This is a genomic window from Rhodoferax ferrireducens T118 (assembly GCF_000013605.1).
Classification (GTDB): Bacteria; Pseudomonadota; Gammaproteobacteria; order Burkholderiales; family Burkholderiaceae_C; genus Rhodoferax; species Rhodoferax ferrireducens.
In genome coordinates this window covers 2,363,541-2,386,549 of sequence record NC_007908.1, presented here as the reverse complement: position 1 = coordinate 2,386,549, position 23,009 = coordinate 2,363,541, and the positions used below count along the sequence as shown (strand labels likewise).

The 23,009-nt window shown below is 57.9% G+C and carries 20 protein-coding genes and 1 tRNA gene; 9 read left to right on the top strand and 12 right to left on the bottom strand.

The genetic code is table 11. From position 1 onward, the window contains the following. The first annotated feature begins 10 nt into the window (after nucleotides 1–10). From RFER_RS11055 to RFER_RS11040, 4 genes are all read left to right on the top strand, one after another. On the top strand, nucleotides 11–598 hold the full coding sequence (locus RFER_RS11055; protein WP_011464479.1) for a 2-oxoacid:acceptor oxidoreductase family protein: 588 nt from the start codon (nucleotides 11–13) through the stop codon (nucleotides 596–598). Beyond that, nucleotides 591–1,844 carry a transketolase C-terminal domain-containing protein gene (locus RFER_RS11050; protein WP_011464478.1) on the top strand — a complete coding sequence of 418 codons (1,254 nt, stop codon included), beginning with the start codon at nucleotides 591–593 and terminating at the stop codon, nucleotides 1,842–1,844. The genes RFER_RS11055 and RFER_RS11050 overlap by 8 nt, the downstream gene beginning before the upstream one ends. 95 nt (nucleotides 1,845–1,939) lie before the next feature. After that, complete coding sequence (locus RFER_RS11045) at nucleotides 1,940–2,932, top strand: thiamine pyrophosphate-dependent enzyme (protein WP_011464477.1); 993 nt, start codon at nucleotides 1,940–1,942, stop codon at nucleotides 2,930–2,932. A gap of 62 nt (nucleotides 2,933–2,994) precedes the next feature. Next, nucleotides 2,995–4,620, top strand: coding sequence for an NAD(P)-binding protein (locus RFER_RS11040; RefSeq protein WP_011464476.1), 1,626 nt, complete (start codon nucleotides 2,995–2,997; stop codon nucleotides 4,618–4,620). Nucleotides 4,621–4,705: 85 nt separating this feature from the next. Here RFER_RS11040 and RFER_RS11035 read toward each other — a convergent pair. The 10 genes from RFER_RS11035 to uvrB all read right to left on the bottom strand — a co-directional run bounded on the left by RFER_RS11035 (nucleotide 4,706) and on the right by uvrB (nucleotide 13,120). After that, nucleotides 4,706–4,780, bottom strand: a tRNA-Val gene (locus RFER_RS11035). Between the two features lie 39 nt (nucleotides 4,781–4,819). Beyond that, complete coding sequence (gene dnaQ / locus RFER_RS11030; RefSeq protein ID WP_011464475.1) at nucleotides 4,820–5,521, bottom strand: DNA polymerase III subunit epsilon; 702 nt, start codon at nucleotides 5,519–5,521, stop codon at nucleotides 4,820–4,822. Nucleotides 5,522–5,523: 2 nt separating this feature from the next. Beyond that, nucleotides 5,524–5,862, bottom strand: a complete 339-nt coding sequence (fdx, locus tag RFER_RS11025) for an ISC system 2Fe-2S type ferredoxin (RefSeq protein ID WP_011464474.1) — start codon at nucleotides 5,860–5,862, stop codon at nucleotides 5,524–5,526. 22 nt (nucleotides 5,863–5,884) lie between these two features. After that, complete coding sequence (gene hscA / locus RFER_RS11020) at nucleotides 5,885–7,741, bottom strand: Fe-S protein assembly chaperone HscA (protein ID WP_011464473.1); 1,857 nt, start codon at nucleotides 7,739–7,741, stop codon at nucleotides 5,885–5,887. 25 nt (nucleotides 7,742–7,766) lie between these two features. After that, entirely contained in the window at nucleotides 7,767–8,300 is a 534-nt protein-coding gene (hscB, locus tag RFER_RS11015; RefSeq protein ID WP_011464472.1) for a Fe-S protein assembly co-chaperone HscB, read from the bottom strand. After that, complete coding sequence (gene iscA, locus RFER_RS11010) at nucleotides 8,297–8,620, bottom strand: iron-sulfur cluster assembly protein IscA (protein WP_011464471.1); 324 nt, start codon at nucleotides 8,618–8,620, stop codon at nucleotides 8,297–8,299. Before iscA ends, hscB begins: the two co-directional genes overlap by 4 nt. Nucleotides 8,621–8,622: 2 nt before the next feature. Continuing rightward, nucleotides 8,623–9,021: a Fe-S cluster assembly scaffold IscU gene (gene iscU, locus RFER_RS11005; RefSeq protein WP_011464470.1), complete on the bottom strand. Its 399-nt coding sequence runs from the start codon at nucleotides 9,019–9,021 to the stop codon at nucleotides 8,623–8,625. 55 nt (nucleotides 9,022–9,076) lie between these two features. After that, nucleotides 9,077–10,297 (bottom strand): IscS subfamily cysteine desulfurase, encoded by a 1,221-nt coding sequence (locus RFER_RS11000; protein WP_041790588.1) that lies wholly within the window; start codon nucleotides 10,295–10,297, stop codon nucleotides 9,077–9,079. Between the two features lie 52 nt (nucleotides 10,298–10,349). After that, nucleotides 10,350–10,886, bottom strand: a complete 537-nt coding sequence (locus RFER_RS10995; protein WP_011464468.1) for a Fe-S cluster assembly transcription factor — start codon at nucleotides 10,884–10,886, stop codon at nucleotides 10,350–10,352. A gap of 101 nt (nucleotides 10,887–10,987) precedes the next feature. Next, nucleotides 10,988–13,120, bottom strand: coding sequence for an excinuclease ABC subunit UvrB (gene uvrB / locus RFER_RS10990; protein WP_011464467.1), 2,133 nt, complete (start codon nucleotides 13,118–13,120; stop codon nucleotides 10,988–10,990). Between the two features lie 106 nt (nucleotides 13,121–13,226). On the opposite strand from uvrB, the gene RFER_RS10985 reads away from it, so the two are divergent. From RFER_RS10985 to RFER_RS10975, 3 genes are all read left to right on the top strand, one after another. Next, complete coding sequence (locus RFER_RS10985; protein ID WP_011464466.1) at nucleotides 13,227–14,423, top strand: amino acid aminotransferase; 1,197 nt, start codon at nucleotides 13,227–13,229, stop codon at nucleotides 14,421–14,423. Nucleotides 14,424–14,514: 91 nt separating this feature from the next. Beyond that, nucleotides 14,515–15,360, top strand: coding sequence for a Rossmann-like and DUF2520 domain-containing protein (locus tag RFER_RS10980; RefSeq protein WP_011464465.1), 846 nt, complete (start codon nucleotides 14,515–14,517; stop codon nucleotides 15,358–15,360). Between the two features lie 167 nt (nucleotides 15,361–15,527). Continuing rightward, nucleotides 15,528–16,328, top strand: coding sequence for a class I SAM-dependent methyltransferase (locus tag RFER_RS10975; protein WP_011464464.1), 801 nt, complete (start codon nucleotides 15,528–15,530; stop codon nucleotides 16,326–16,328). Between the two features lie 24 nt (nucleotides 16,329–16,352). On the opposite strand, the gene ettA is transcribed toward RFER_RS10975, so the two are convergent. Both ettA and RFER_RS10965 read right to left on the bottom strand, forming a co-directional pair. Then, entirely contained in the window at nucleotides 16,353–18,014 is a 1,662-nt protein-coding gene (ettA, locus tag RFER_RS10970) for an energy-dependent translational throttle protein EttA (protein WP_011464463.1), read from the bottom strand. 78 nt (nucleotides 18,015–18,092) lie between these two features. Further along, nucleotides 18,093–20,306, bottom strand: a complete 2,214-nt coding sequence (locus RFER_RS10965; protein ID WP_011464462.1) for a DUF1631 family protein — start codon at nucleotides 20,304–20,306, stop codon at nucleotides 18,093–18,095. Between the two features lie 372 nt (nucleotides 20,307–20,678). Here RFER_RS10965 and RFER_RS10960 point away from each other — a divergent pair, with 372 nt between their 5' ends. Beyond that, nucleotides 20,679–22,403: a DEAD/DEAH box helicase gene (locus RFER_RS10960; RefSeq protein WP_011464461.1), complete on the top strand. Its 1,725-nt coding sequence runs from the start codon at nucleotides 20,679–20,681 to the stop codon at nucleotides 22,401–22,403. Further along, nucleotides 22,303–22,986, top strand: coding sequence for a nucleoside-diphosphate sugar epimerase (locus tag RFER_RS10955; protein WP_011464460.1), 684 nt, complete (start codon nucleotides 22,303–22,305; stop codon nucleotides 22,984–22,986). Before RFER_RS10960 ends, RFER_RS10955 begins: the two co-directional genes overlap by 101 nt. The last annotated feature ends 23 nt before the right edge of the window (nucleotides 22,987–23,009 follow it).

The window sequence follows — 23,009 nt, the reverse complement described above, 5'->3', positions numbered from 1 at the left end:
AAGGCCAACGATGTTTCAGGTACGAATTCACGGACGTGGGGGGCAAGGGGTGGTGACCGGTGCAGAAATGCTCTCGATCGCAGGTTTTTTGGGAGGTCGGCATGCGCAGGCCTTTCCCAGTTTTGGCTCAGAGCGCACCGGCGCGCCGGTGGTGGCTTATTGCCGCATGGACGACCAGGAAATCCGCTTGCGCGAACCGGTCATGGAGCCCGATGCGATCATCATTCAGGATCCGACTCTGTTGAATCAGGTAGATGTTTTTAGCGGACTCAAGAAAGATGGCTACATCCTGATCAATACCACCCGCACATTCGGGGAGTTGGGTTTGGGCGAGTTCGTCAGAGACTTCCAGAGGGACCATTTGCTGACCGTTGGCGCGACCGAGCTGTCCATCAAACATGTCGGGCGCCCGGTACCCAACGTGCCGCTATTGGGGGCCTTCGCGGCCGCCACTGGACTCATCACGCTCGAAGCGGTGCAGGCGGCCATCAGTCAAAAATTCAAGGGTGCGGTCGCGCAAGGCAACAAGGATGCCGCTCGGGACGCCTATGAAATAGTCAAACAACACGTAGCCAAGAGGGAGGCACACCATGCTTAAACAATGTGAAGGCTCGCATGCGGTGGCTCTGGCGGTGGCCATGAGCCGCCCTGAAGTTATTTGCGCCTACCCCATTTCACCCCAAACCCACATCGTTGAAGGCCTGGGAGAGATGGTTAAGTCCGGCTCCCTCGAACACTGTGAGTTCATCAATGTCGAGTCCGAATTTGCCGCAATGAGCGTTGCCATTGGCGCCTCCGCTGCGGGGGCTCGGGCCTATACGGCAACGGCCAGCCAAGGCCTGCTGTTCATGGCCGAAGCGGTTTACAACGCCTCCGGGCTGGGCCTGCCAATTGTCATGACGGTGGCCAATCGCTCGATTGGCGCGCCCATCAACATCTGGAACGACCACACCGACAGCATGTCGATGCGAGACGCCGGCTGGCTGCAGATATTTGCCGAAACCAACCAGGAAGCACTGGACCTGCACATTCAGGCTTTCAAAATTGCCGAAGAATTATCGCTGCCTGTGATGGTGTGCATGGATGGCTTCATTTTGACGCACGCCTACGAGCGGGTCGACGTGCCGGACCAAGCCCAGGTGGATCGATTTTTGCCGCCCTATGAACCCCGTCAGGTGCTCGACCCGAACGAGCCCGTCACGATTGGTGCCATGGTGGGCCCCGAGGCGTTTACCGAGGTGCGCTACCTGGCGCATGCCAAGCAGATGCAGGCGCTCGACCTGATTCCGCAAATTGCCGACGAATTCAAACAAATTTTTGGGCGTGACTCCGGCGGCTTGATCAAGACCTACCGTCTGGAAGACGCCGAGACCATCGTGATTGCCTTGGGCTCGGTACTGGGCACCATCAAGGACACCGTGGACGACATGCGCAAACAGGGCATCAAGATTGGCGTGCTCGGCATTACCTCCTATCGCCCGTTCCCGATTAACGCCATTCGGGAGGCGACAGCAAACGCCAAGCGCATCGTGGTCATTGAGAAATGTTTTGCCGTCGGCATTGGCGGTATCGTTTCTCGTGATGTGCGCAGCGCCGTGCGTAACCGGCCGCAGCCAGTGCTGACGGTGGTTGCCGGCTTGGGTGGACGGCCAATCACCAAGGCCTCTTTGAACAAATTGCTGCTTGACGCCATTGCTGACAAGCTTGAACTGCTGACCTTCCTGGACCTCGACTGGGACATTGTCAACCGTGTGCTTGATCGCGAGAAGAAGAAACGTCGCTCCGGTCCGGTGGCCGAAGGCATTTTGCGTGACATCGGCACGGTCGCGTCACACCTGGCCTGAAAACTTGCGGGACAGACCGCAGTTACGCAAAGCGAACCGGCTCTGTCCTCAACCAATCAAAGAGCCAGCTCTGTCCTCAACCGATTAGGAAAATCATGGAACAAACATTAGTCAAGTTTTACCAAACCGGTACTTTTACGGTTGGTAACCGCCTGCTCGCGCCCGAGCAGCGCAGCGTACAGGCCAACACCCAGCGCAGCAACTCGCTCAATTCCGGCCACCGTGCCTGTCAGGGCTGCGGCGAAGCGCTCGGCGCGCGCTACGCCATCGACGCCGCCATGCAGGCCACCAACGGCCAGTTGATAGCTGCCAACGCCACCGGCTGCCTGGAGGTGTTCTCCACCCCGTACCCCGAAACCTCCTGGCAAATGCCCTGGATTCACTCGCTGTTTGGCAACACGGCCGCTGTGGCAACCGGCATCGCGGCCGCCATGCGCGTGAAAGGTCGCAGTGAGGTGCGGGTCGTCGCCCAGGGCGGTGACGGTGGCACGACCGACATCGGCTTTGGCTGTTTGTCGGGCATGTTTGAGCGTAACGACGATGTGCTCTATATCTGTTACGACAACGAGGCCTACATGAACACTGGCGTACAGCGCTCATCGGCCACGCCACCGGCAGCGCGCACCGCTACCACGATGCCCGTGGGACCGCATCCAGGCAATGAATTTGGCCAGGGAAAAAATGTGCCGCAGATTGCCATGGCGCATGAAATCCCCTATGTAGCCACCGCGACGGTGGCCGACCTGCGGGATCTGGAATACAAGGTCAAGAAAGCCATGTCGATTCACGGCGCGCGTTACATCCACATCTTTGTCCCCTGCCCGCTCGGTTGGGGCGCCGCCTCACACGACACCATTCGGCTCGCACGGCTGGCCGTTGAGAGCGGTGTATTTCCGGTCTTTGAAGCCGAACGCGGCGAGGTGACCGGCGTGGCGAAAATCCGGCGCCGGGTGCCGATTGAGGATTACCTGAAACCACAAAAGCGTTTTGCTCACCTGTTTGGCAAAACCCCTGACCTTGAAACCATTGCACGGCTGCAAGCCAGGGCCGACCGCAACATCCGCCGCTTTGGCCTGCTGGATTCTTAATTAGTTGAGGACAGAGCTGGCTCACTTCGTGTACCTGCGGTCTGTCCCGCAAGGAGATTATTATGGAAAAACCATTTGCAATCACGCTAGATGTTGGCACCTCGCTGGCTAACCACACGGGCTCGTGGCGCACCGAGCGGCCGGTCTATCTGAACCGCATCCCGCCCTGTAACAGCCAGTGCCCGGCGGGCGAAAACATCCAGGCCTGGCTGTTTCACGCCGAGTCGGGTGATTATGAAAAAGCCTGGCGCGAACTGGTCGAACAAAATCCGTTTCCGGCCATCATGGGGCGGGTTTGCTATCACACCTGCGAGGCAGCGTGCAATCGGGCCCAGCTTGACGCCCCTGTAGGTATCAATTCGGTGGAACGGTTTCTGGGCGATGAGGCGATTGCGCTCGGCTGGAAATTCGAACGTCCCTCTGTGGCATCTGGCAAGAAGGTGCTGGTAGTGGGTGCGGGACCGTCTGGCTTGTCAGCGGCCTATCAACTGGCACGCCTGGGTCATCAAGTCACGGTGTTTGAAGCAGGCCCCATGCCAGGCGGCATGATGCGTTTTGGTATTCCCCAATACCGTTTGCCGCGTCAGGTGCTCGACGCCGAGGTGCAGCGCATTGTCGATCTGGGTGTGAACATTGAGTACAACACCAAAGTGAGCAACGTGCTGGAAGCCAAAGAGCAAGGCGGCTTTGAGGCCGTCTTTCTGGCAGTCGGCGCCCACATTGCCAAGCGCGCCTACATTCCAGCCGGTGACTCAGCCAAGGTGCTCGATGCAGTCTCGGTGCTGCGCTCCATGGAGGGCGAAGACAAACCCATGCTCGGTCGGCGGGTCATTGTTTATGGCGGGGGCAACACGGCGATTGACGTGGCGCGCACCGCCAAGCGCCTGGGCGCCACCGAATCCATCATTGTCTATCGGCGCAATCGCGAAAAAATGCCCGCCAGCGACCTGGAAGTGGAAGACGCGCTACAAGAAGGCGTGATGATCAAGTGGTTGTCCACCATCAAGCAAGCTGGTGAGTCATCCATTACGGTCGAAAAAATGGCGCTCGACGACAAGGGCTTTCCACAGCCCACTGGCGAGTTTGAAACCCTGGAAGCGGATTCTCTGGTACTGGCGCTAGGTCAGGACGTGGATCTGTCGCTGATTGAAGGGGTACCAGGTCTGGTCGTCAAGGACGGTGTGGTGGTGGTCGACGCCCAGATGATGACCGGTCACGCTGGTATTTTTGCCGGTGGCGACATGATTCCTGCCGAGCGCAACGTCACGGTGGCGATTGGGCACGGCAAAAAAGCAGCACGTAACATCGATGCCTGGTTGCGCGCTGAAGTCTATGCCGCTGCACCCAAGAGTGAGTTGGCCAGCTTTGACAAGCTCAACACCTGGTACTACAGCGACGCACCCAAAACGGTGCGCCCGATGCTGGACATGATCCGTCGCCAATCGACGTTTGAGGAAGTGCAAGGCGGTCTGGACGAAAGCAATGCGCTGTTTGAGGCGCGCCGCTGTCTCTCATGCGGAAACTGCTTTGAATGCGACAACTGCTACGGCGTGTGCCCGGACAATGCGGTCATCAAGCACGGCCCGGGCAAGGGTTTTGATTTCAATTACGACTACTGCAAGGGCTGCGGCATCTGCGTCTCAGAGTGCCCTTGCGGCGCGATCAAGATGGTGCCAGAAGATATTTGATCAGCCGCCGCCTCGCTCTAGCGGGCGTACCCAAGAAAAAAGGACTTGGCCATAAGGCCAAGTCCTTTTTTTACATCCAACTATTTGGTGGGCGGTGGAGGCTTCGAACCTCCGACCCCAGCAGTGTGAATGCTGTGCTCTACCCCTGAGCTAACCGCCCTGAATTCGATTCAGGAAAGCGTTGGATTATGCCCTATTTTCAGGCTGATTTACGCCACACTGTCTTGTTACCACTGGCTTTGTCAATCTGATTGAGAACATCATCATGCGCGGCCGACTCCTGGTCGTTCGCGGCCAGCACCGGCAACACAATGCTGCCAAGGTCGATCTGCACCACCTGCAAGCTTTCACTCTCGGTCGCACCAGCCTCCATCAGCAGGGCATCTTGCCCACGCGTCAGGTTAATGTAGACGTCGGCCAGCAGTTCGGCGTCCAGCAAGGCGCCATGCAGCGCCCGGCCCGAATTGTCAACACCGAGACGGTCGCACAGCGCGTTGAGTGAATTGCGCTTGCCGGGGAACATCTCCTTGGCCATGACCAAGGTATCGGTCACGCTGCCTACAAATTCCTTGAACCGGGGGCGGCCCAGCAGGGCCAGTTCCTTATTCAAAAAACCAAGGTCAAACGGGGCATTGTGAATGATGATTTCAGCATCCTTCACGTACGCCAGCAGCTCATCGGCCACGGCTTCAAACTTGGGTTTATCCTTCAGGAACGCAGAAGTAATACCGTGCACTCTGAGTGCATCTTCATGGCTTTCACGCCCGGGATTCAGGTAGAAATGTTTGTTGTTGCCGGTGAGTTTGCGCTTGAACAACTCGACACAACCAATTTCGATAATGCGGTCGCCCGTGTCGGCTGACAGACCCGTGGTTTCAGTATCCAGAAAAATTTGACGCATAGCTAGTGAGTTTCCTTGGCGTGATTGACGGAGTACTTGGGTATCTCCACCACCACATCTTGCCGCGCCAGAATGGCTTGGCAGCCCAAGCGTGATTGGGGCTCCAGGCCCCAGGCGCGATCGAGCATGTCCTCTTCATTCTCATCGACCTCATTGAGTGACGCAAACCCTTCGCGCACGATGACGTGGCAGGTGGTGCAGGCGCAACTCATCTCGCAGGCATGTTCAATATGGATGTGGTTGTCCAGCATGGCCTCACAAATAGAGGTGCCAGCCGGTGCCGATATTTCGACCCCTTGTGGGCAATACTCGGGATGCGGCAGTATTTTGATGACAGGCATATGTTTACTCGTTGAATCGGGATCAGACCGTTGCGATGTTTTTCCCAGCCAATGCTTTTTGTATGCCCCTATTCATCCGCATTGCCGCAAAGGCCTCAGTGCCTTTGGCCAGCGCCTGCGTCGCCGCTTCAATCCGGGCCGGATCTTCCAGGAGGCTTGTCACATGCACGGCAACCATCAGCCGATCAATGCCGGCACGATCCAACTCGGTGAGCAGGTCACCATCCGCATCCAGCGCGCTTTGCGTCGCCAGTACCATACGTTCGGCATCGACGCGGGCCTCGACAAGGGCACGGGCTTTCATGTCCACATCGGCCTTGGTGAAACTGTCTTGCAACATGTTGGCAATCTGCTCGTCACCCAGTCCGTAAGAGGGTTTGACATCAATTCGGGCTTCAACGCCGCTCAGCTGCTCGCGCGCACTGACGCTCAAGAGCCCATCGGCATCAACCGTGAAGGTGACGCGGATACGCGCGGCGCCTGCGGCCATGGGTGGGATGCCACGCAACTCAAAACGCGCCAGGCTCCGGCAATCTGCCACCAGGTCACGTTCACCCTGCACCACGTGCAACGCCAGCGCGGTTTGGCCGTCCTTGTAGGTGGTGAAATCCTGCGCTTTTGCGGTCGGAATGGTCTCATTGCGGGGCACAATCCGCTCAACCAGACCACCCATGGTCTCGATGCCAAGCGACAAGGGAATGACATCGAGCAACAGCAAGTCGCCACCGGCGTTATTGCCTGCCAACTGGTTGGCCTGTATGGCGGCGCCAAGCGCAACCACTTCATCGGGGTTGAGGTTGGTGAGGGGCACTCGACCAAAAAAATCAGCAACGGCTCGCTGAATCTGTGGCATGCGGGTGGAGCCGCCCACCATGACCACACCCTTGACATCGTTCTTGTCAAGATTGGCATCGCGCAGCGTCTTGCGCACCGCTCGCATGGTGCGTTGTGTCAGCTCTGCCGTCAGCTTTTCAAATTGCTCGCCGACCACCTCAAATTTAACGTTCTCGCCGCCAATACAGGCGTGGCAGGCGGCACAATGCGTCGCCGAAAGTTCTTCCTTGCAAGCGCGCGCCGCGATGATGGCAATCGCCTTGTCCTGCGGTGTTTTGGCGCGAACACCAGCCTGAGTCAGGATCCAATCGGCCAGTGCGCGGTCGTAATCATCACCACCCAGAGCCGAGTCGCCACCGGTCGCCAGCACTTCAAATACACCTTTTGTCAGCCGCAAGATGGAAATGTCAAAGGTCCCACCACCAAGGTCATAAATGGCATAAACGCCCTCGCTGGCGTTATCGAGCCCATAGGCAATCGCAGCAGCTGTGGGTTCATTGATCAGGCGCAGCACATTCAGACCCGCCAGCTTCGCTGCGTCTTTGGTGGCCTGACGCTGGGCGTCGTCAAAATAGGCTGGCACCGTGATCACCGCGCCATACAGGTCGTCATTGAAAGTGTCTTCTGCGCGGTAACGCAAGGTCGCCAAAATATCGGCACTGACCTCAACTGGCGATTTTTCACCTTGCACAGTGTGCAAACCCAGCATGCCGGGATGGTCCACAAAGCGGTACGGCAATTTCTCACGCCCGATCACATCGCACGCGCTGCGACCCATGAAGCGCTTGACCGAGGCAATGGTGTTTTCAGGATCGAGGGCTGACGCTGCTTGTGCCTCAAAGCCGATCTGGCGTCCACCCCCTTCAAGATAACGGACGATTGAAGGCAGGATGACACGACCCTGCGCGTCTGGCAAACATTCAGCGACTCCATGGCGCACGGACGCCACCAGTGAATGGGTGGTCCCCAAGTCAATGCCTACCGCAATGCGCCGCTGGTGCGGATTGGGTGTCTGACCGGGCTCGGAAATTTGTAGAAGCGCCATGATTTCTTTGTTCAGGATAGAGACGCTATTGTCCTCGCTCCACGGTTTCCATCTGATCGAGGCGGGCTTGCACATCACGCTCAAAGCGCTCGATGAACATCAACGCCCTCACCTGTTGCGCGGCCTGCAAATAGTCGTGTTGATGATCCAGAAATCGCTCGCATTTAGATAGCCCGTCACGCATAGCCAGCTTGACCTGGAGGCCTAAATCATCTAAATCTTCAAGGCTGTTGGCATCATCGAGCGCTTCGCGCCAGTCCATTTGCTGCATCAAAAACTCAGGCGGCATCGAGGTGTTGTTCTCGGCATTCACCGCCGCACCACGCAGTTCACACAAGTAAGCCGCGCGTTTGAGCGGGGCTTTGAGCCGCTGGTAAGCCTCGTTGATACGCACCGACCACTGCATGGCCACACGCTGCGCGGCAGCCCCTTGCGCGGCGAACTTATCGGGGTGCGCTTCGCGCTGCAAGTCTTTCCAGCGTGCGTCAATCGCAACACGGTCTTGCGCAAATTGAAGCGCGAGACCAAACAGTTCGAAATCGTTGGATTGGAGATTCACACCCGAAACGACTCGCCGCAGCCGCAACGGTCACGCTCTCGCGGGTTGTTGAACTTGAAGCCTTCATTGAGACCTTCACGCACGAAATCAAGTTCGGTGCCGTCCAGATAAGCAAAGCTTTTGGGCTCAATCAGAACCTTCACGCCAAAGTCTTCAAACACCATGTCTTCGGGCTCAATTTCATCGACATACTCCAGCTTGTAAGCCAGGCCCGAGCAACCCGTCGTTTTGACACCTAAGCGCACGCCCACACCCCTGCCCCGTTTGGCAAGGTAGCGAGTCACATGCCGTGCGGCGGCCTCAGTTAGCGTAACAGCCATGTTCAGTTCGTCAGCGCAGCGACGTGTTTTTTTCGATAGTCATCGACTGCTGCCTTGATGGCATCTTCAGCCAGGATGGAGCAATGGATTTTGACCGGTGGCAAAGCCAATTCCTCAGCGATTTCGCTGTTTTTAAGCGCCGCCGCTTGATCCAGCGTCTTGCCCTTGACCCACTCGGTGACCAAAGACGACGAAGCAATGGCCGAGCCACAGCCGTAGGTTTTGAAGCGCGCATCTTCAATCACGCCGGTTTCTGAATTGACCTTGATCTGCAACTTCATCACGTCACCGCAAGCCGGTGCGCCGACCATGCCGGTACCAACCGACTCATCGCCCTTGTCGAAGGATCCGACGTTGCGGGGATTTTCGTAGTGGTCAACAACCTTGTCAGAATATGCCATTTTTCTTTCTCCTGTTTGTCGTGCCGGGCCTGTTCCAGCATCCATGACGATACGGTTAATGGGCTGCCCACTGAATCGTGGATATATCGATACCCTCTTTGTACATATCCCAGAGCGGACTTAATTCACGCAGCTTGGCCACGTTGACTTTGATGGTCTCAACCGCGTAATCAATCTCTTCTTCAGTCGTCCATCGGCCAATCGTCATGCGCAGGCTGCTGTGTGCCAGCTCGTCACTGCGCCCCAAGGCGCGCAACACATAGCTGGGTTCCAGACTCGCCGACGTACAGGCAGAACCGCTGGAGACGGCCAAGCCCTTGATGCCCATCATCAAAGACTCGCCTTCGACATAGTTGAAGCTCATGTTCAGGTTGTGCGGCACACGTTTTTCAAGATGGCCGTTGATAAACACCTGTTCGACATCTTTCAAACCCGCCAGCATGCGGTCGTGCAGCGCCTGAATGCGGATGTTTTCACCCGCCATCTCTTCTTTGGCAATGCGGTAGGCCTCACCCATGCCAACAATCTGGTGCGTCGGCAAGGTGCCGGAGCGCATCCCGCGCTCATGCCCGCCACCATGCATTTGCGCCTCAATGCGGATGCGCGGTTTGCGCCGCACAAACAGGGCACCGATGCCTTTGGGACCGTAGGTTTTATGCGCAGTCAGGCTCATCAGATCGACCGGCAACTGGGTCAGGTCAAACTCGACCCGACCAGTCGCCTGCGCCGCATCAACGTGAAAAATAATGCCTTTTTCGCGGCAAAGCGCACCAATGGCGGCAATATCCTGGATAACACCAATCTCGTTATTCACGAACATGACACTTGCCAAAATGGTGTCAGGACGAATGGCGGCCTTGAATGCGTCAAGATTAATCAAACCATCTTCCTGCACATCCAGATACGTGACCGCAAAGCCTTGTCGCTCCAATTCGCGACAGGTATCAAGCACCGCTTTGTGTTCGGTCTTGACGGTAATGATGTGTTTGCCCTTGGTCTGGTAGAAATGGGCAGCGCCCTTCAAGGCCAGGTTGTCGGACTCGGTGGCGCCGGAGGTCCAGACGATTTCGCGTGGATCGGCTCCCACCAGGTCTGCAACTTGTTGACGCGCTTTTTCCACGGCGGCTTCGGCTTCCCAGCCCCAAGCGTGGCTGCGGGATGCGGGGTTGCCAAAGTGCTGGCGCAACCAGGGAATCATGGCATCCACCACCCGCTGATCGCAAGGGTTGGTCGCGCTGTAGTCCATATAAATCGGGAAATGCGGTGTGGTATCCATGGCGGGCTCGTTACTGCTATTTTGAAAAGGCTGAATTATCGACCGGCCAGTTTTACACTTTCGAATACGCATTGCCCAGCGCAAACACTGAATTCGGTATGTTCATGCGAATCGGCTTGATCGTCGGCATACTGGAAATGGCACGCTTGACCGTCGGCTTGTCTTCAATTTGAAGCCCTTTGGCCAATTGGTCGTCCACCAGTTTTTGCAGTGTCACAGAGTCCAAAAACTCCACCATTTTTGTATTCAATGACGTCCAGAGGTCGTGGGTCATGCAACGTGCACCCTCACCCAAGCAGTTCTCTTTGCCTGCGCAGTGGGTGGCATCAATCGGTTCATCCACAGACGTGATGATTTCTGCCACCGTGATCTCGGCTGGATTGCGCGCCAAGGTATAGCCCCCTCCGGGGCCGCGGGTGGACTCCACCAGCTCATGGCGTCGCAGTTTGCCAAACAACTGCTCCAGATATGACAGCGAAATCTGCTGGCGCTGACTTATGGCCGCCAAAGTGACCGGCCCGTTGCTCTGACGCAGACCCAAATCAATCATGGCAGTGACCGCAAAACGGCCTTTGGTGGTGAGACGCATCGCATACTCCTTGAAGCTGAATCGTACTTACTTGACTAATATAGTTGAGTATATCAAGAAACCAAGTAATTTACTCGGGTAACTAGACTGATCAGTATTTTTTAGTCTTTTGTTCCTGCAGCAATAACCACCACGTTGTCCCTGCCCGCTGCGCCAAAGGCCTGTTCCTTCAAAATACCCAGCTGATCGCGCACCCGCGCCGCCTTTTCGAACTCCAGGTTGCGCGCGTGTTCCATCATCAGTTTTTCCAGCCTCTTGATCTCGCGGGAGATGTCTTTCTCGCTCATGTCTTCCACCTGAGCACGCTGCATCGCGTCGCGCTCCAGCTTTTCTGCCTCTTGGCCGGCTTTTTCGCTGTAAACACCGTCGATCAGATCTTTCACCTGCTTCACGATGGAGCGTGGTGTGATTCCCATCGCCAGGTTGTGCGTCACCTGTTTGACACGACGGCGCTCAGTCTCGCCAATCGCTTTTCTCATCGACTCGGTCACCTTATCGGCATACAAAATCGCACGTCCCTCCAGATTGCGGGCAGCACGACCAATGGTCTGGATCAGGGAGCGCTCGGAGCGCAAAAAGCCTTCTTTATCGGCATCCAGAATCGCTACCAGCGACACCTCGGGAATATCCAGTCCCTCGCGCAGCAGGTTGATACCCACCAGCACATCAAACGTGCCCAAACGCAGGTCGCGCAAAATTTCGACCCGCTCCACGGTGTCGATGTCGCTGTGCAGGTAGCGCACCTTGACCCCGTTGTCACTCAAATAATCGGTCAGCTGTTCGGCCATGCGCTTGGTCAGCGTGGTGATCAACACGCGCTCATGTTTTTCGACACGAATGCGGATTTCTTGCAGCACATCATCCACCTGATTCACCGCCGGACGCACTTCCACTTCAGGGTCAACCAGGCCGGTCGGGCGCACCAGTTGTTCAACAATTTTTCCGGCATGGTCTTTTTCCCATTGCGCGGGCGTGGCGGAGACAAAAATGGCCTGGCGCATGCGGGTCTCGAACTCTTCAAACTTGAGCGGTCGGTTATCCAACGCGCTGGGCAGCCTGAAACCGTATTCAACCAGCGTGGTCTTGCGCGAGCGGTCGCCGTTGTACATGGCACCAAACTGGCCGATCAGCACATGGCTTTCGTCCAGAAACATCAGCGCGTCTTTCGGCAGGTAATCTGTCAACGTGGCAGGCGGCTCACCGGGGGCGGCACCGCTCAGGTGCCGAGAATAGTTTTCAATGCCCTTGCAATGCCCCACCTCGCTGAGCATCTCCAGATCAAACCGCGTGCGCTGCTCAATGCGCTGCGCCTCCACCAGCTTGCCCTGGCCAACAAACTCCTTGATGCGTTCTGCCAACTCGATCTTGATCGCCTCCACCGCAGACAGCACCTGCTCGCGCGGGGTCACGTAATGACTGCTGGGGTAGACGGTAAAGCGCGGTATTTTTTGCCGGATGCGCCCGGTGAGTGGGTCAAACAGCTGCAGTGACTCGATCTCGTCGTCAAACAGCTCGACCCGGATCGCCATCTCGCTGTGCTCGGCCGGAAAAATATCAATGGTGTCACCGCGCACCCGAAACGCCCCGCGTGAAAAATCCACATCGTTGCGCTGGTACTGCATGCGCACCAGTTGGGCAATCATGTCGCGCTGGCCCAGCTTGTCGCCCACCCGCAGCGTCATCACCATTTTGTGATACGCCTCGGGCTGGCCAATGCCGTAGATGGCCGACACCGTGGCCACAATCACCACGTCGCGGCGCTCCAGCACGCTTTTGGTACAGCTCAAGCGCATTTGTTCGATGTGCTCGTTGATGGCCGAGTCTTTTTCAATGAACAAATCGCGCTGCGGCACATAGGCCTCGGGCTGGTAGTAGTCGTAATAACTGACGAAGTACTCCACAGCATTCTTGGGAAAAAACTCACGGAACTCGCTGTACAACTGCGCCGCCAGTGTTTTGTTGGGCGCAAACACAATGGCGGGCCGCCCCAGTCTGGCAATCACATTGGCCATGGTGAAGGTTTTGCCCGAGCCGGTGACGCCCAGCAAGATTTGAAACACCTCACCGTCATTGACGCCTTCCACCAGTTGGTTGATGGCCTCTGGTTGGTCGCCAGCGGGTGGGTACGGCTGATACAGCTCAAAGGGTGAGTCGGGGTAGCGTACAAAGGTGCCGGAGCGAACCGGCTCGGCATCAGAGGACGTAACAAGAGCGGCGGGAGTGGGTACAGTCATAAAAAAGGTCAGTCAGCACGCAAGCGCTCGGTAAAATAACCGTTTGCAATCCGGCAAAACCCTTATTCTCGGTTTTTTTCCAATACCACTCTGAACAGGAACCCCCATGTCTCTCTTTTCCGCTGTCGAAATGGCCCCGCGCGACCCGATTCTGGGTCTCAACGAACAATTCAATGCCGACACCAACCCGGCCAAAGTTAATTTGGGCGTGGGCGTGTACTTCGACGACAACGGCAAACTGCCCCTGCTCCAATGTGTGCTGGCAGCCGAGAAAGCCATGATGGATGCGCCAAAACCCCACGGTTACCTGCCAATTGACGGCATTGCCGCTTACGACGCAGCCGTCAAGGCCTTGGTGTTTGGCGCTGACAGTGAGCCCGTCAAGAGTGGCCGCATTGCCACCATCCAGGCGCTGGGTGGCACCGGGGGCCTCAAGGTGGGAGCCGATTTTTTGAAGAAACTCAACCCCAAGGCCAAGGTGTTGATCAGCGACCCCAGCTGGGAAAACCACCGCGCGCTGTTCACCAATGCCGGCTTCACGGTTGAGTCTTACCGCTACTACGATGCCGCCACACGCAGCCTTGACTTTGCGGGCATGCTGGCCGACCTCAACGCCGCCGCTGCTGGCACCGTGGTGGTGCTACACGCTTGCTGCCACAACCCGACCGGCTATGACATCAGCCCGGCCCAGTGGGATCAAGTGATTGCCGCGGTCAAGGCCAAAAACCTGGTGCCGTTCCTCGACATGGCTTACCAGGGCTTTGGCTACGGCTTGACCGAAGATGGTGCGGTGATCGGTAAATTTGTTGCCGCTGGCCTGTTGTTTTTTGTGGCGACCAGCTTCAGCAAGAGCTTCAGCCTGTACGGTGAGCGTGTTGGCGCCTTGAGCGTGCTGTGCGACAACAAGGAAGAAGCCAGCCGGGTCCTGAGCCAGCTCAAGATCGTGATTCGCACCAATTACAGCAACCCGCCCAGCCACGGTGGCGCCATCGTGGCCGCCGTGCTGGGAACACCCGAGCTGCGCGCCCTGTGGGAAAAAGAATTAGGCGAAATGCGGGTGCGCATCAAAGCCATGCGCCAGAAGCTGGTCGACGGCCTGAAAGCCGCTGGCATCAAGCAAGACATGAGCTTCATCACCCAGCAAATCGGCATGTTCAGCTACTCAGGCCTGTCCAAGGACCAGATGGTGCGCCTGCGCAGTGAGTTTGGTGTGTATGGCACCGATACCGGGCGCATGTGCGTGGCCGCGCTCAACAGCAAGAACATTGACTACGTCTGCGCGTCGATTGCCAAGGTCATTTAAGCCAATCCAAAACTTTAGACAAAATAGCTGCTTAACCCCCGTAGAACGGGCGTAAGCAGCTATTTTTTTTATAGCACTTATCATTGGCGCCATGAAATCCATCAACATCGTTGGTTGCGGTCGGGTAGGCAAGACCTTGGGCCGTGCCTGGCACAGCAGCGGCGTCTATCGCGTACAGGATGTGCTGACGCGCTCGCTGGCGTCGGCCGAGCAGGCGGTGGCTTTTATGGGCGCGGGACGAGCCACAACCCGTCTGGCAGATCTGCGCCCGGCCGATGTCTGGATGCTGGCGGTGCCCGACGACCAGATTGCCCAGACTGCTGTGGCACTGGCACAAGCCGCCGCAAACTGGGCCAAATCCGCCCCAACCAACCCCGGCAAGCCACCCGCCATCGCCTTTCACTGCAGCGGCGCCCTCTCTTCTACCGAACTGGCGTCATTGCGCTCCCTGGGCTGGCAACTGGCCAGCGCACACTGCCTGCTCAGTTTTGCCGACCCCGGCACCGCACTGCAACAATTGGCAGGTTCCCCCTGCGCGCTTGAAGGCGACCCATCGGCGACTCTGGCCCTTGAGCCCGCATTTGTCCGCATTGGCACACGCTGCTTCCCGCTGGCGGCCGAGCACAAACTGCTGTATCACGCGGGGGCCGTATTTTCGACCAATTTTCTGCCGGTGCTACAAGACTTGGCACAGCAGTTGTGGCGCGACAGCGGAGTGCCCGCCGACATGGTGGCGCAGCTCAGCACCACTCTACTGCGCAATGCGGTCAACAACATCCTGGCACTCGGCCCCGTTTGCGCCTTGACCGGCCCTGCCGCCCGGGGCGACACGGCCCTGGTACAGCGCCAAGGCGAGGCCATCGCGCAGTGGAATACCACGGCGGGCGAGGCTTACCAGGCGCTAAGTCAACTGGCAGCCAAACTGGCAGCCAGTTGATTGCCACTTGGCCAGCGGCGCTACTGTGCGCCTGCTTCAAGTGGCTGCACCCAAGGTTTGTCAGCGCCTGAACACCAATCTATTGAGCGAGGTCAATCTTCCAAGGGGGCCCCGGGGAAACCCGTCAGTTATGATTCAAGAATCATCTTGACCCTCTAAGGAAAGCAATGTCTGCCTGGTTTTTATATACGTTTATCGGCGTGTTTGTCGTTCTTTCCAGCACGGCCCTCTTCTTCTTCGCGCTGACCCGCGGCACGCTGATCGTGCGCGGCGCTATGGGCAATTTGGAAGACGATGCAGCCCATGTCTACCCCCTTTACTCGAACATGCGGCTGATCAAATTGATCGATTTTCAGCCAGTCATTGCTGCCATTTTGCTGTTTCAATACGACCGGCTGGTCTCTGCCATTACCAGCGGGCTGCACCACATGGACTTGCGTGGAAAAAAAGTGCTGATCACATCCTGTGCTTTTGGCAATGTGATTCCCCGCGTGGTCACCGCGGCCGTCAAATCAGGCGCCAAACGCGTGCTGATTGCCGACATCATCAAGAACGAGTTGGTGCACGCTAATAGCAAGCTCCCCGAGTTCGCGGGCAAACTTGAATTTCTGCAAGAGAACGCCACATCGATGAAGCAGGCGGACGAGTCGGTTGACGCTAATGTGATTTTTTTCCTACTGCACGAGTTACCGCACCACCTCAAGAGCGTGGCCTTGAGTGAAGCCATGCGCGTGCTGGTACCGGGCGGAAAACTCTATCTGGCCGAATTTCATCGGCCTGATCTATGGGTACTTCGCGCGCTGAGCTGGACTTACTTCAAGGTGTTTGAACCCTTGGGTCTGGCACTCTGGGATTCTCACGACCCGCTGAATCAACTTGAAGCGATGGGTGGCTTTACCTGCGAGCGCCGCACCGTGTTCTTTGGCAACTTCCAGATCGTCATTGCCACCAAAAACCCCAAACCTTGAGGTTTTTGGTGCGCTTCACAGCGCTTATTTGAGGGCTTTGAACCGCATGCGATGCGGTTTGGCGCCCTCTTCACCGAGGCGTTTGCGCTTGTCGGCTTCATATTCCTGGTAGTTGCCATCAAAGAAGGTCCACTGGCTGTCGCCTTCGCAAGCCAAAATGTGGGTGGCAATACGGTCCAGGAACCAGCGGTCATGGCTGATGACCATGATGGAGCCGGCGAACTCCAGCAAGGCGTCTTCCAACGCCCGCAAAGTTTCCACATCCAGGTCGTTGGAAGGCTCATCGAGCATCAACACATTGCCGCCAGCAATCAGGGTCTTGGCCAAATGCAGTCGCCCGCGCTCACCACCCGACAGTGTTCCCACGCGTTTTTGCTGGTCCGCGCCGTTGAAATTGAAACGTCCGCAATACGCGCGGCTGGCCATCTGGAACTTGCCCACGTTCAGAATGTCAAGCCCGCCGGACACGTCTTCCCAGACGGTTTTTTCGTTCGACAAGTCATCCCGGTGCTGGTCGACAAATGCCATCTTGACGGTGGAGCCAATCTTGACCTCGCCACTGTCGGGTTTTTCCTTGCCCGCGATCATGCGGAACAAGGTCGATTTACCGGCACCGTTGGGGCCAATAATGCCGACGATGGCACCCGGTGGCACCTTGAAGCTCAGGTTATCGATAAGCATGCGGTCGCCAAACGACTTGCTGACATTGACAAATTCAATCACTTCGTTCCCGAGGCGGTCAGCGACGGGGATGAAGATTTCGTTGGTTTCGTTGCGTTTCTGATATTCAAAGTCAGACAGCTCTTCAAAGCGGGCCAAACGGGCCTTGCTCTTGGCTTGGCGTGCCTTGGGGTTCTGGCGTGACCATTCAAGCTCTTTCTTGAGTGCCTTGGCACGAGATTCTTCGCCCTTTTGCTCTTGCGACAGGCGCTCCTGCTTTTGCTCCAACCACGCGCTGTAGTTGCCTTTGTAAGGCATGCCATTGCCCCGGTCGAGCTCCAGAATCCACTCGGCGGCGTTGTCCAGAAAATAGCGGTCATGGGTGATGGCCACCACGGTGCCGGGATAGCGCTTCAAGAACTGTTCCAGCCAGTCCACCGATTCGGCATCCAGGTGATTGGTAGGCTCATCGAGCAGCAGCATGTCCGGCTTGGACAGCAGCAGGCGGCACAGGGCGACCCGGCGCTTTTCGCCCCCGGAGAGCACGCCGACCCTCGCCTCCCACGGAGGCAGCCGCAGCGCGTCAGCCGCTATTTCAAGTTGGTGCTCCGTATCCGCGCCCGTGCTGCCAATGATGGCTTCCATCCGGGCTTGTTCTTCAGCCAGAGCGTCGAAGTCGGCATCTTCGTCGCCGTAAGCGGCGTAAATTTCTTCCAGCCGGGCTTTGGCTTTGAACACATCACCCATGCCGGCTTCCACGCTTTCACGTACCGTCTGTTCGGGGTCCAGTTGCGGCTCTTGCGGCAAGTAGCCAATGTTCAGACCGGCCATGGGAATGGCTTCGCCTTCAAACTCCTTGTCGACCCCGGCCATGATTTTTAGCAGGGTGGACTTGCCGGAGCCATTGGTGCCCAGCACGCCAATTTTGGCGCCGGGGAAAAAGCTGAGGGAAATGTCTTTGAGAATGAACTTTTTCGGCGGAACAATCTTGCCGAGGTGGTTCATGGAAAATACGTATTGAGCCATGGGTCGTGCGGGGTACTTCTAAATGGAAACCCGCTATTATCGACGGTTCGCCCGGCGCGGCGGCGCCACCAGCCTGGATTAAGGTTGTTTCTCCACCCGACCCAGGTCATTTTCCAAAGCCATCTGGGCCACGGCGTCAAGCGCGTTGTCAACCACATGACCATCCGAGATGAAGCGCACCCGACCCTTCATCCGCAGGCGTTCCATGGTGCGCCGGGACAACGCATGCGCCATCCCGCCGCGGGAAATAAACATGAAAAGAGTCTGGTGCGGACTGGCCCAGGTCAATTGCGCGCGCACCCACACATCATCCACAATCAGTTCCACCCAAACCCCTGGGGTGAGCTCCACAACAGACCAAGGGCGCTGAACGTCGGTAGCTGATAGATGTTGAACATCAGGCTCCGAATAAGCCGATTCCTGGGCCTGATCATCGGCGCCCCAAAGACCCTCCTCGTCCAGCATGTCAGGCACATCCATCAGGCTGCCGACATCCAACAGGTCGCCAGCTGTCTGAGCCGCGGGCTCTGCCGCTCCGGCAACGGGTCCAACACGGCGACCTTCAAATGCTTTTTCATGCAGCGTGACCAAGGCGTCAAACAAGACCGGAATACGCTCCTGTGGATATTGAATCAGCTGTAGGCCGTGACGCAACTTGACCAGCAAATTAGGCACCAGTTGCACGAGTCTGAGCCGATTGCGCCGGGTCAATTGATGTTGGACGCTCCAGATCAAATCGTCCACCAACGCCAGATAGCCGTCGGGGTCGGTGCTGCCGTCGGCACACCCCAACTGCGACTCCGCCACCACCTGTGCCCAAGGCCCACGCAGAAAACCAGTCACCAGCTCAGGAATCTGCTTGTCTTTTTGACGTTCCTGGAACTCGTCTGCCAGCCGCTGCGCCAGCAGGTTTCTGTGCTCCACGTGCAGCAACGCGCGCGCTGCTTCTTCTTGTTGTTGCCGCTGCTTGACCTCATCCAAAGCCCAACCCGTTTCAAGCACGTGCCCCACCTGGGCAAACGATGCGGCATCACCATCGCCACCGGTCAAAACGCCAACCGCCTCTGAAATGGATGCCAAGAACCGGGAAAACCCGTCATCATTTTCAGACGTGTAACCCAGACTGCGGTGCGTCAGTCGGTCCAGGAACTGGCGTGCCGGATGCTGACGTTCGCTGAAGAACCGGGGATCGGCATCGGAAAGCGTCAACAGCACCGGCTCCAGCGTCTTGATAAGTGCACGCACTTTAAGCAGCAGTCTTTCGTCTTGCATCAGGTTGTCCAGCATCAGGCGTACAACTTCGGCACCCAGTTGCTTGCCCAACTGCTTGCCCTGCGTCGGCTCACGCACGACCATCTGCTGAGGTGTCTCTACCGGCACGCCCGGGTTCGAAGGCAAACTGGCGCGCTGCGCCAGACGTTTCATCATGGGCTCTATCAACTTCATGTCTTCCAGTGCGTCATAGCAGGCGGGCACCGTTTGCAAAAAGTCCTGCGCGGCCGGGTTGCCCTGCGCACCGTCAAGCTCGCCCGAAAGCAGCTTGCGCAGTTTGTCAAGCGTCACCAAGGTGCGCGAAACCGCGTTCTGGGTACCCTTTCCGGCCGCTGCACGCCCACCCGGCAAAGCGCCCACAGGCGAGGCGGGCTCGATGCCTTGTGAGCGCAACCAAATGCAGACTTCACGGTAAAGCTTATGCAGGCTCACCCCTAGCAATCCTGCAGCGGGCGTGATAAGCGCTGCCCGCGCCTGCTCGTCCGGCGCATGCTCCGCCAGGCTTGCTTGCAGTGCCCTCACAAAAACCTCGGGTTTGAGCGGGTTGAGCTGCGGCTGAACCGTGATCCAACCCAACAGACTGCTGACCAGGCCATTCAAGGCTGGAAGCAGGTCATCAACACAGCGGATAACCTCCTGCTGCGCCAGCGCAAATTCAATGCTGGCATCAATTTGGTGGGAGTCGAGTTGCTGCAAATCGTCAAAACGCAACAGCGTATGCGCCGCGATTTGTTGGGAACCGGTGTTGTATAAACCCAGCCGCAATTGTGCTTTGAACGTCGCTTTGACGGACGCGGCCTGCATACGCAGCGCATCAGTCACGGTTTTGCTGACGGCGAAGTGTTGCCCAAAAGACCTTTTACTCTTGGGCGTGGTGGCCGCTGCGGCCAATCCTTCCAGCACATCATCCATCAGGTTGTCGGCCTGCATCAGCACGACTTCCAGGCATTCCCGCAGCGAGGCACGACCATTGGCCTGATCGTGCGCCGCACCGATACGCCGAAGCAGAAATTTCTTCATCAGGAATGGCCCCTCATTGCAGATTCAGTTCGTCGAACCAATTCTCCCCGCTGCCACCAGGCAGAGACTGTCTCGGTAACAGACTGTTTCCAATCGGCCTGCCGTGACGAAATCAATTGTGGTGTGCGGGAGTCCAGACCACATGTCCGACACTGGTTAATCCATTGAATTCCATGAGGCGATGGGCAAAACATCGAGATCATGCGACAATGCATCAGTTGCGGAGCGTCAGTTGCCCGCTACGCCAGCACCTTGCTGGGAACCATGCCTCGCGCGGACGTTCACCCTTTGTACCCCATCTGCCTTTGACTGATTCAGTGTTTCAAGCACCGAGCAGGCCGATGCCACAGCGCCCAGGATAGGCGCCAAACCATGAAATTTGAAGAACTAAATTTGGCTCCGGCCATTATCAAAGCCGTGCTTGAGCAGGGCTACGAGACCCCCACCCCGATTCAAGCGCAAGCCATTCCGGCCGTGCTCGACGGCCACGACCTGCTTGGCGGCGCCCAAACCGGTACCGGTAAAACAGCCGCGTTTGTACTGCCCATGCTGCACAAGCTGAGCCAGAGTGAAGCGGCCCGCAACAAATTCGGCGGCATTGGCATTCGCGCCCTGGTGCTGACACCCACCCGTGAACTCGCCGCCCAAGTCGAAGAATCGGTGCAGACCTACGGCAAATACGTGGAACTGACGTCGACCGTGATTTTCGGCGGCGTCGGCATGAACCCGCAGATCAGCCGCGTCAAAAAAGGCGTCGACATTCTGGTGGCCACCCCGGGTCGCCTGCTGGACCTGCTGCAACAAGGCGTGCTGGATTTGAGTCAGGTGCAAATCCTGGTACTCGACGAGGCCGACCGTATGCTCGACATGGGCTTTATCCATGACGTCAAAAAAGTGCTGGCCGTGGTCCCCAAAGACAAACAGAGCCTGCTGTTCTCGGCCACCTTCAGTGAAGAAATTCGTGAGCTCGCCGCCACACTGCTCAAAAGCCCACTCACCATCCAGGTCACGCCGCGCAACACGACCGTGCAGCGCATCACGCAGCTGATTCACCCGGTCGGTCGCGGCAAAAAGAAAGCGCTACTGGCGCACATCGTTCAAGAGCGTAACTGGAGCCAGGTGCTGGTGTTCACCCGCACCAAATTTGGCGCCAACAACGTCGCCGAATTCCTGACCAAAAGCGGCATCAATGCCATGGCCCTGCACGGCAACAAAAGCCAGGCGGCGCGCACCCAGGCGCTGGCCGGCTTCAAGAGCGGCGACATTCGGGCCCTGGTGGCGACTGACATTGCCGCCCGCGGCATTGACATTGACGACCTGCCGCATGTGGTGAACTACGACATCCCCAACGTTTGCGAAGACTATGTGCACCGCATTGGCCGCACCGGGCGTGCGGGCGCTGACGGTGCTGCCGTCAACCTGGTGTGCCTGGACGAAGAAGGCTTCATGCAGGCGATTGAGCGCTTTACCAAGCAGGACATTGAAGTCCAGATCGTAGAAGGCTTCATGCCGGAGCCCGGCGAACAGGCTGAACCGATCGCCATGGGTCGCCAGACCATTTGGGGTGGCGCAGGCAAGCCGCCCAGCCGCGATGTCATGCAGGCAGCGGCCAGAACGGCACGCACCGAGATGCTGCAACGGGTGCGCGAGAACAAGGGCCCGCAGGGTGAGCGCGGTGGCCGCGCCGGTGCGGGTCGGGGTGGCAACGGCGGCGGACAGCGCTCGGCGGCACCACGCAGCCACGCCTCGGCGGGCGAACAGGCCGCACGTGGCCCCGGCCAACGCCCCGCACAAGGGCGCGCTGGCAATGCGGGTGGGTATCCAGGTGGCAATGGCGGTGGCAATAGTGGTGCTTACGGCGGCGGCAACTCGGCACCCTCGCGGTCGCCGTCGAGCCAGCCCGACCCCATGCGTACCAGCGTCGACATGATGGCTGAACGTGGTGCCCGCCGTGGTGGCGGTGGTTTCGGTGGCGGCAACCGTACGGGAGGTTCTTATGCGGGATCAGGTGGGCGCTCCGGCGGCGCGGGTGGCTTTGGTGGCGGGGGCAACGGGTCTCGTGGGCCGGGCAGTTCTCGCGGCTCTTTTAACCGATAAGCGCTATGCGGCGGTCCACTGTGTGGGCCGTCGACCGTTAACGCTCGAACACCCGAAGCTTTTCAGTCACGTGGTGGATTTCGCCACCCTGTCTGCGCTGCCCGGCATCAAGCACGTTGACGACGTCTTTGTCGCACTCGGCACAACCCTCAAGGTGGCCGGAAGCCAGGCCGCTTTTCGCGCGCTTGATTTTGAGGCTGTTGTGGCACTAGCCCGCGTCGGTAAATCGCTAGGCGCTACAAAATTGGGAGTCGTCAGCGCCATGGGCGCCAGCCCGGCATCCAATGTATTTTACAACCGGGTCAAAGGTGAAATGGAACAAGCCCTCGCCCGGTTGGGTTACCAGGTCTTGATCCTGGCGCGGCCATCGCTGCTGGTCGGCAACCGCGATGCCCTCGGACAAGCCGCACGGCCAGCTGAGAAACTGGGTTTGCTCGCGATGACGCTGTTCAAGCCCCTGATTCCCGCCAACTACAGACCCGTTGCGGCCGCGCAAGTAGCTAACGCATTGCTCAGCGCGGTACACAGTACTGAACGCGGCACGCGTGTTTTACTGTCGGGTGAAATGCAGGCCATCATTTAGAGCAAGCGCGACCGCGTGGCGTA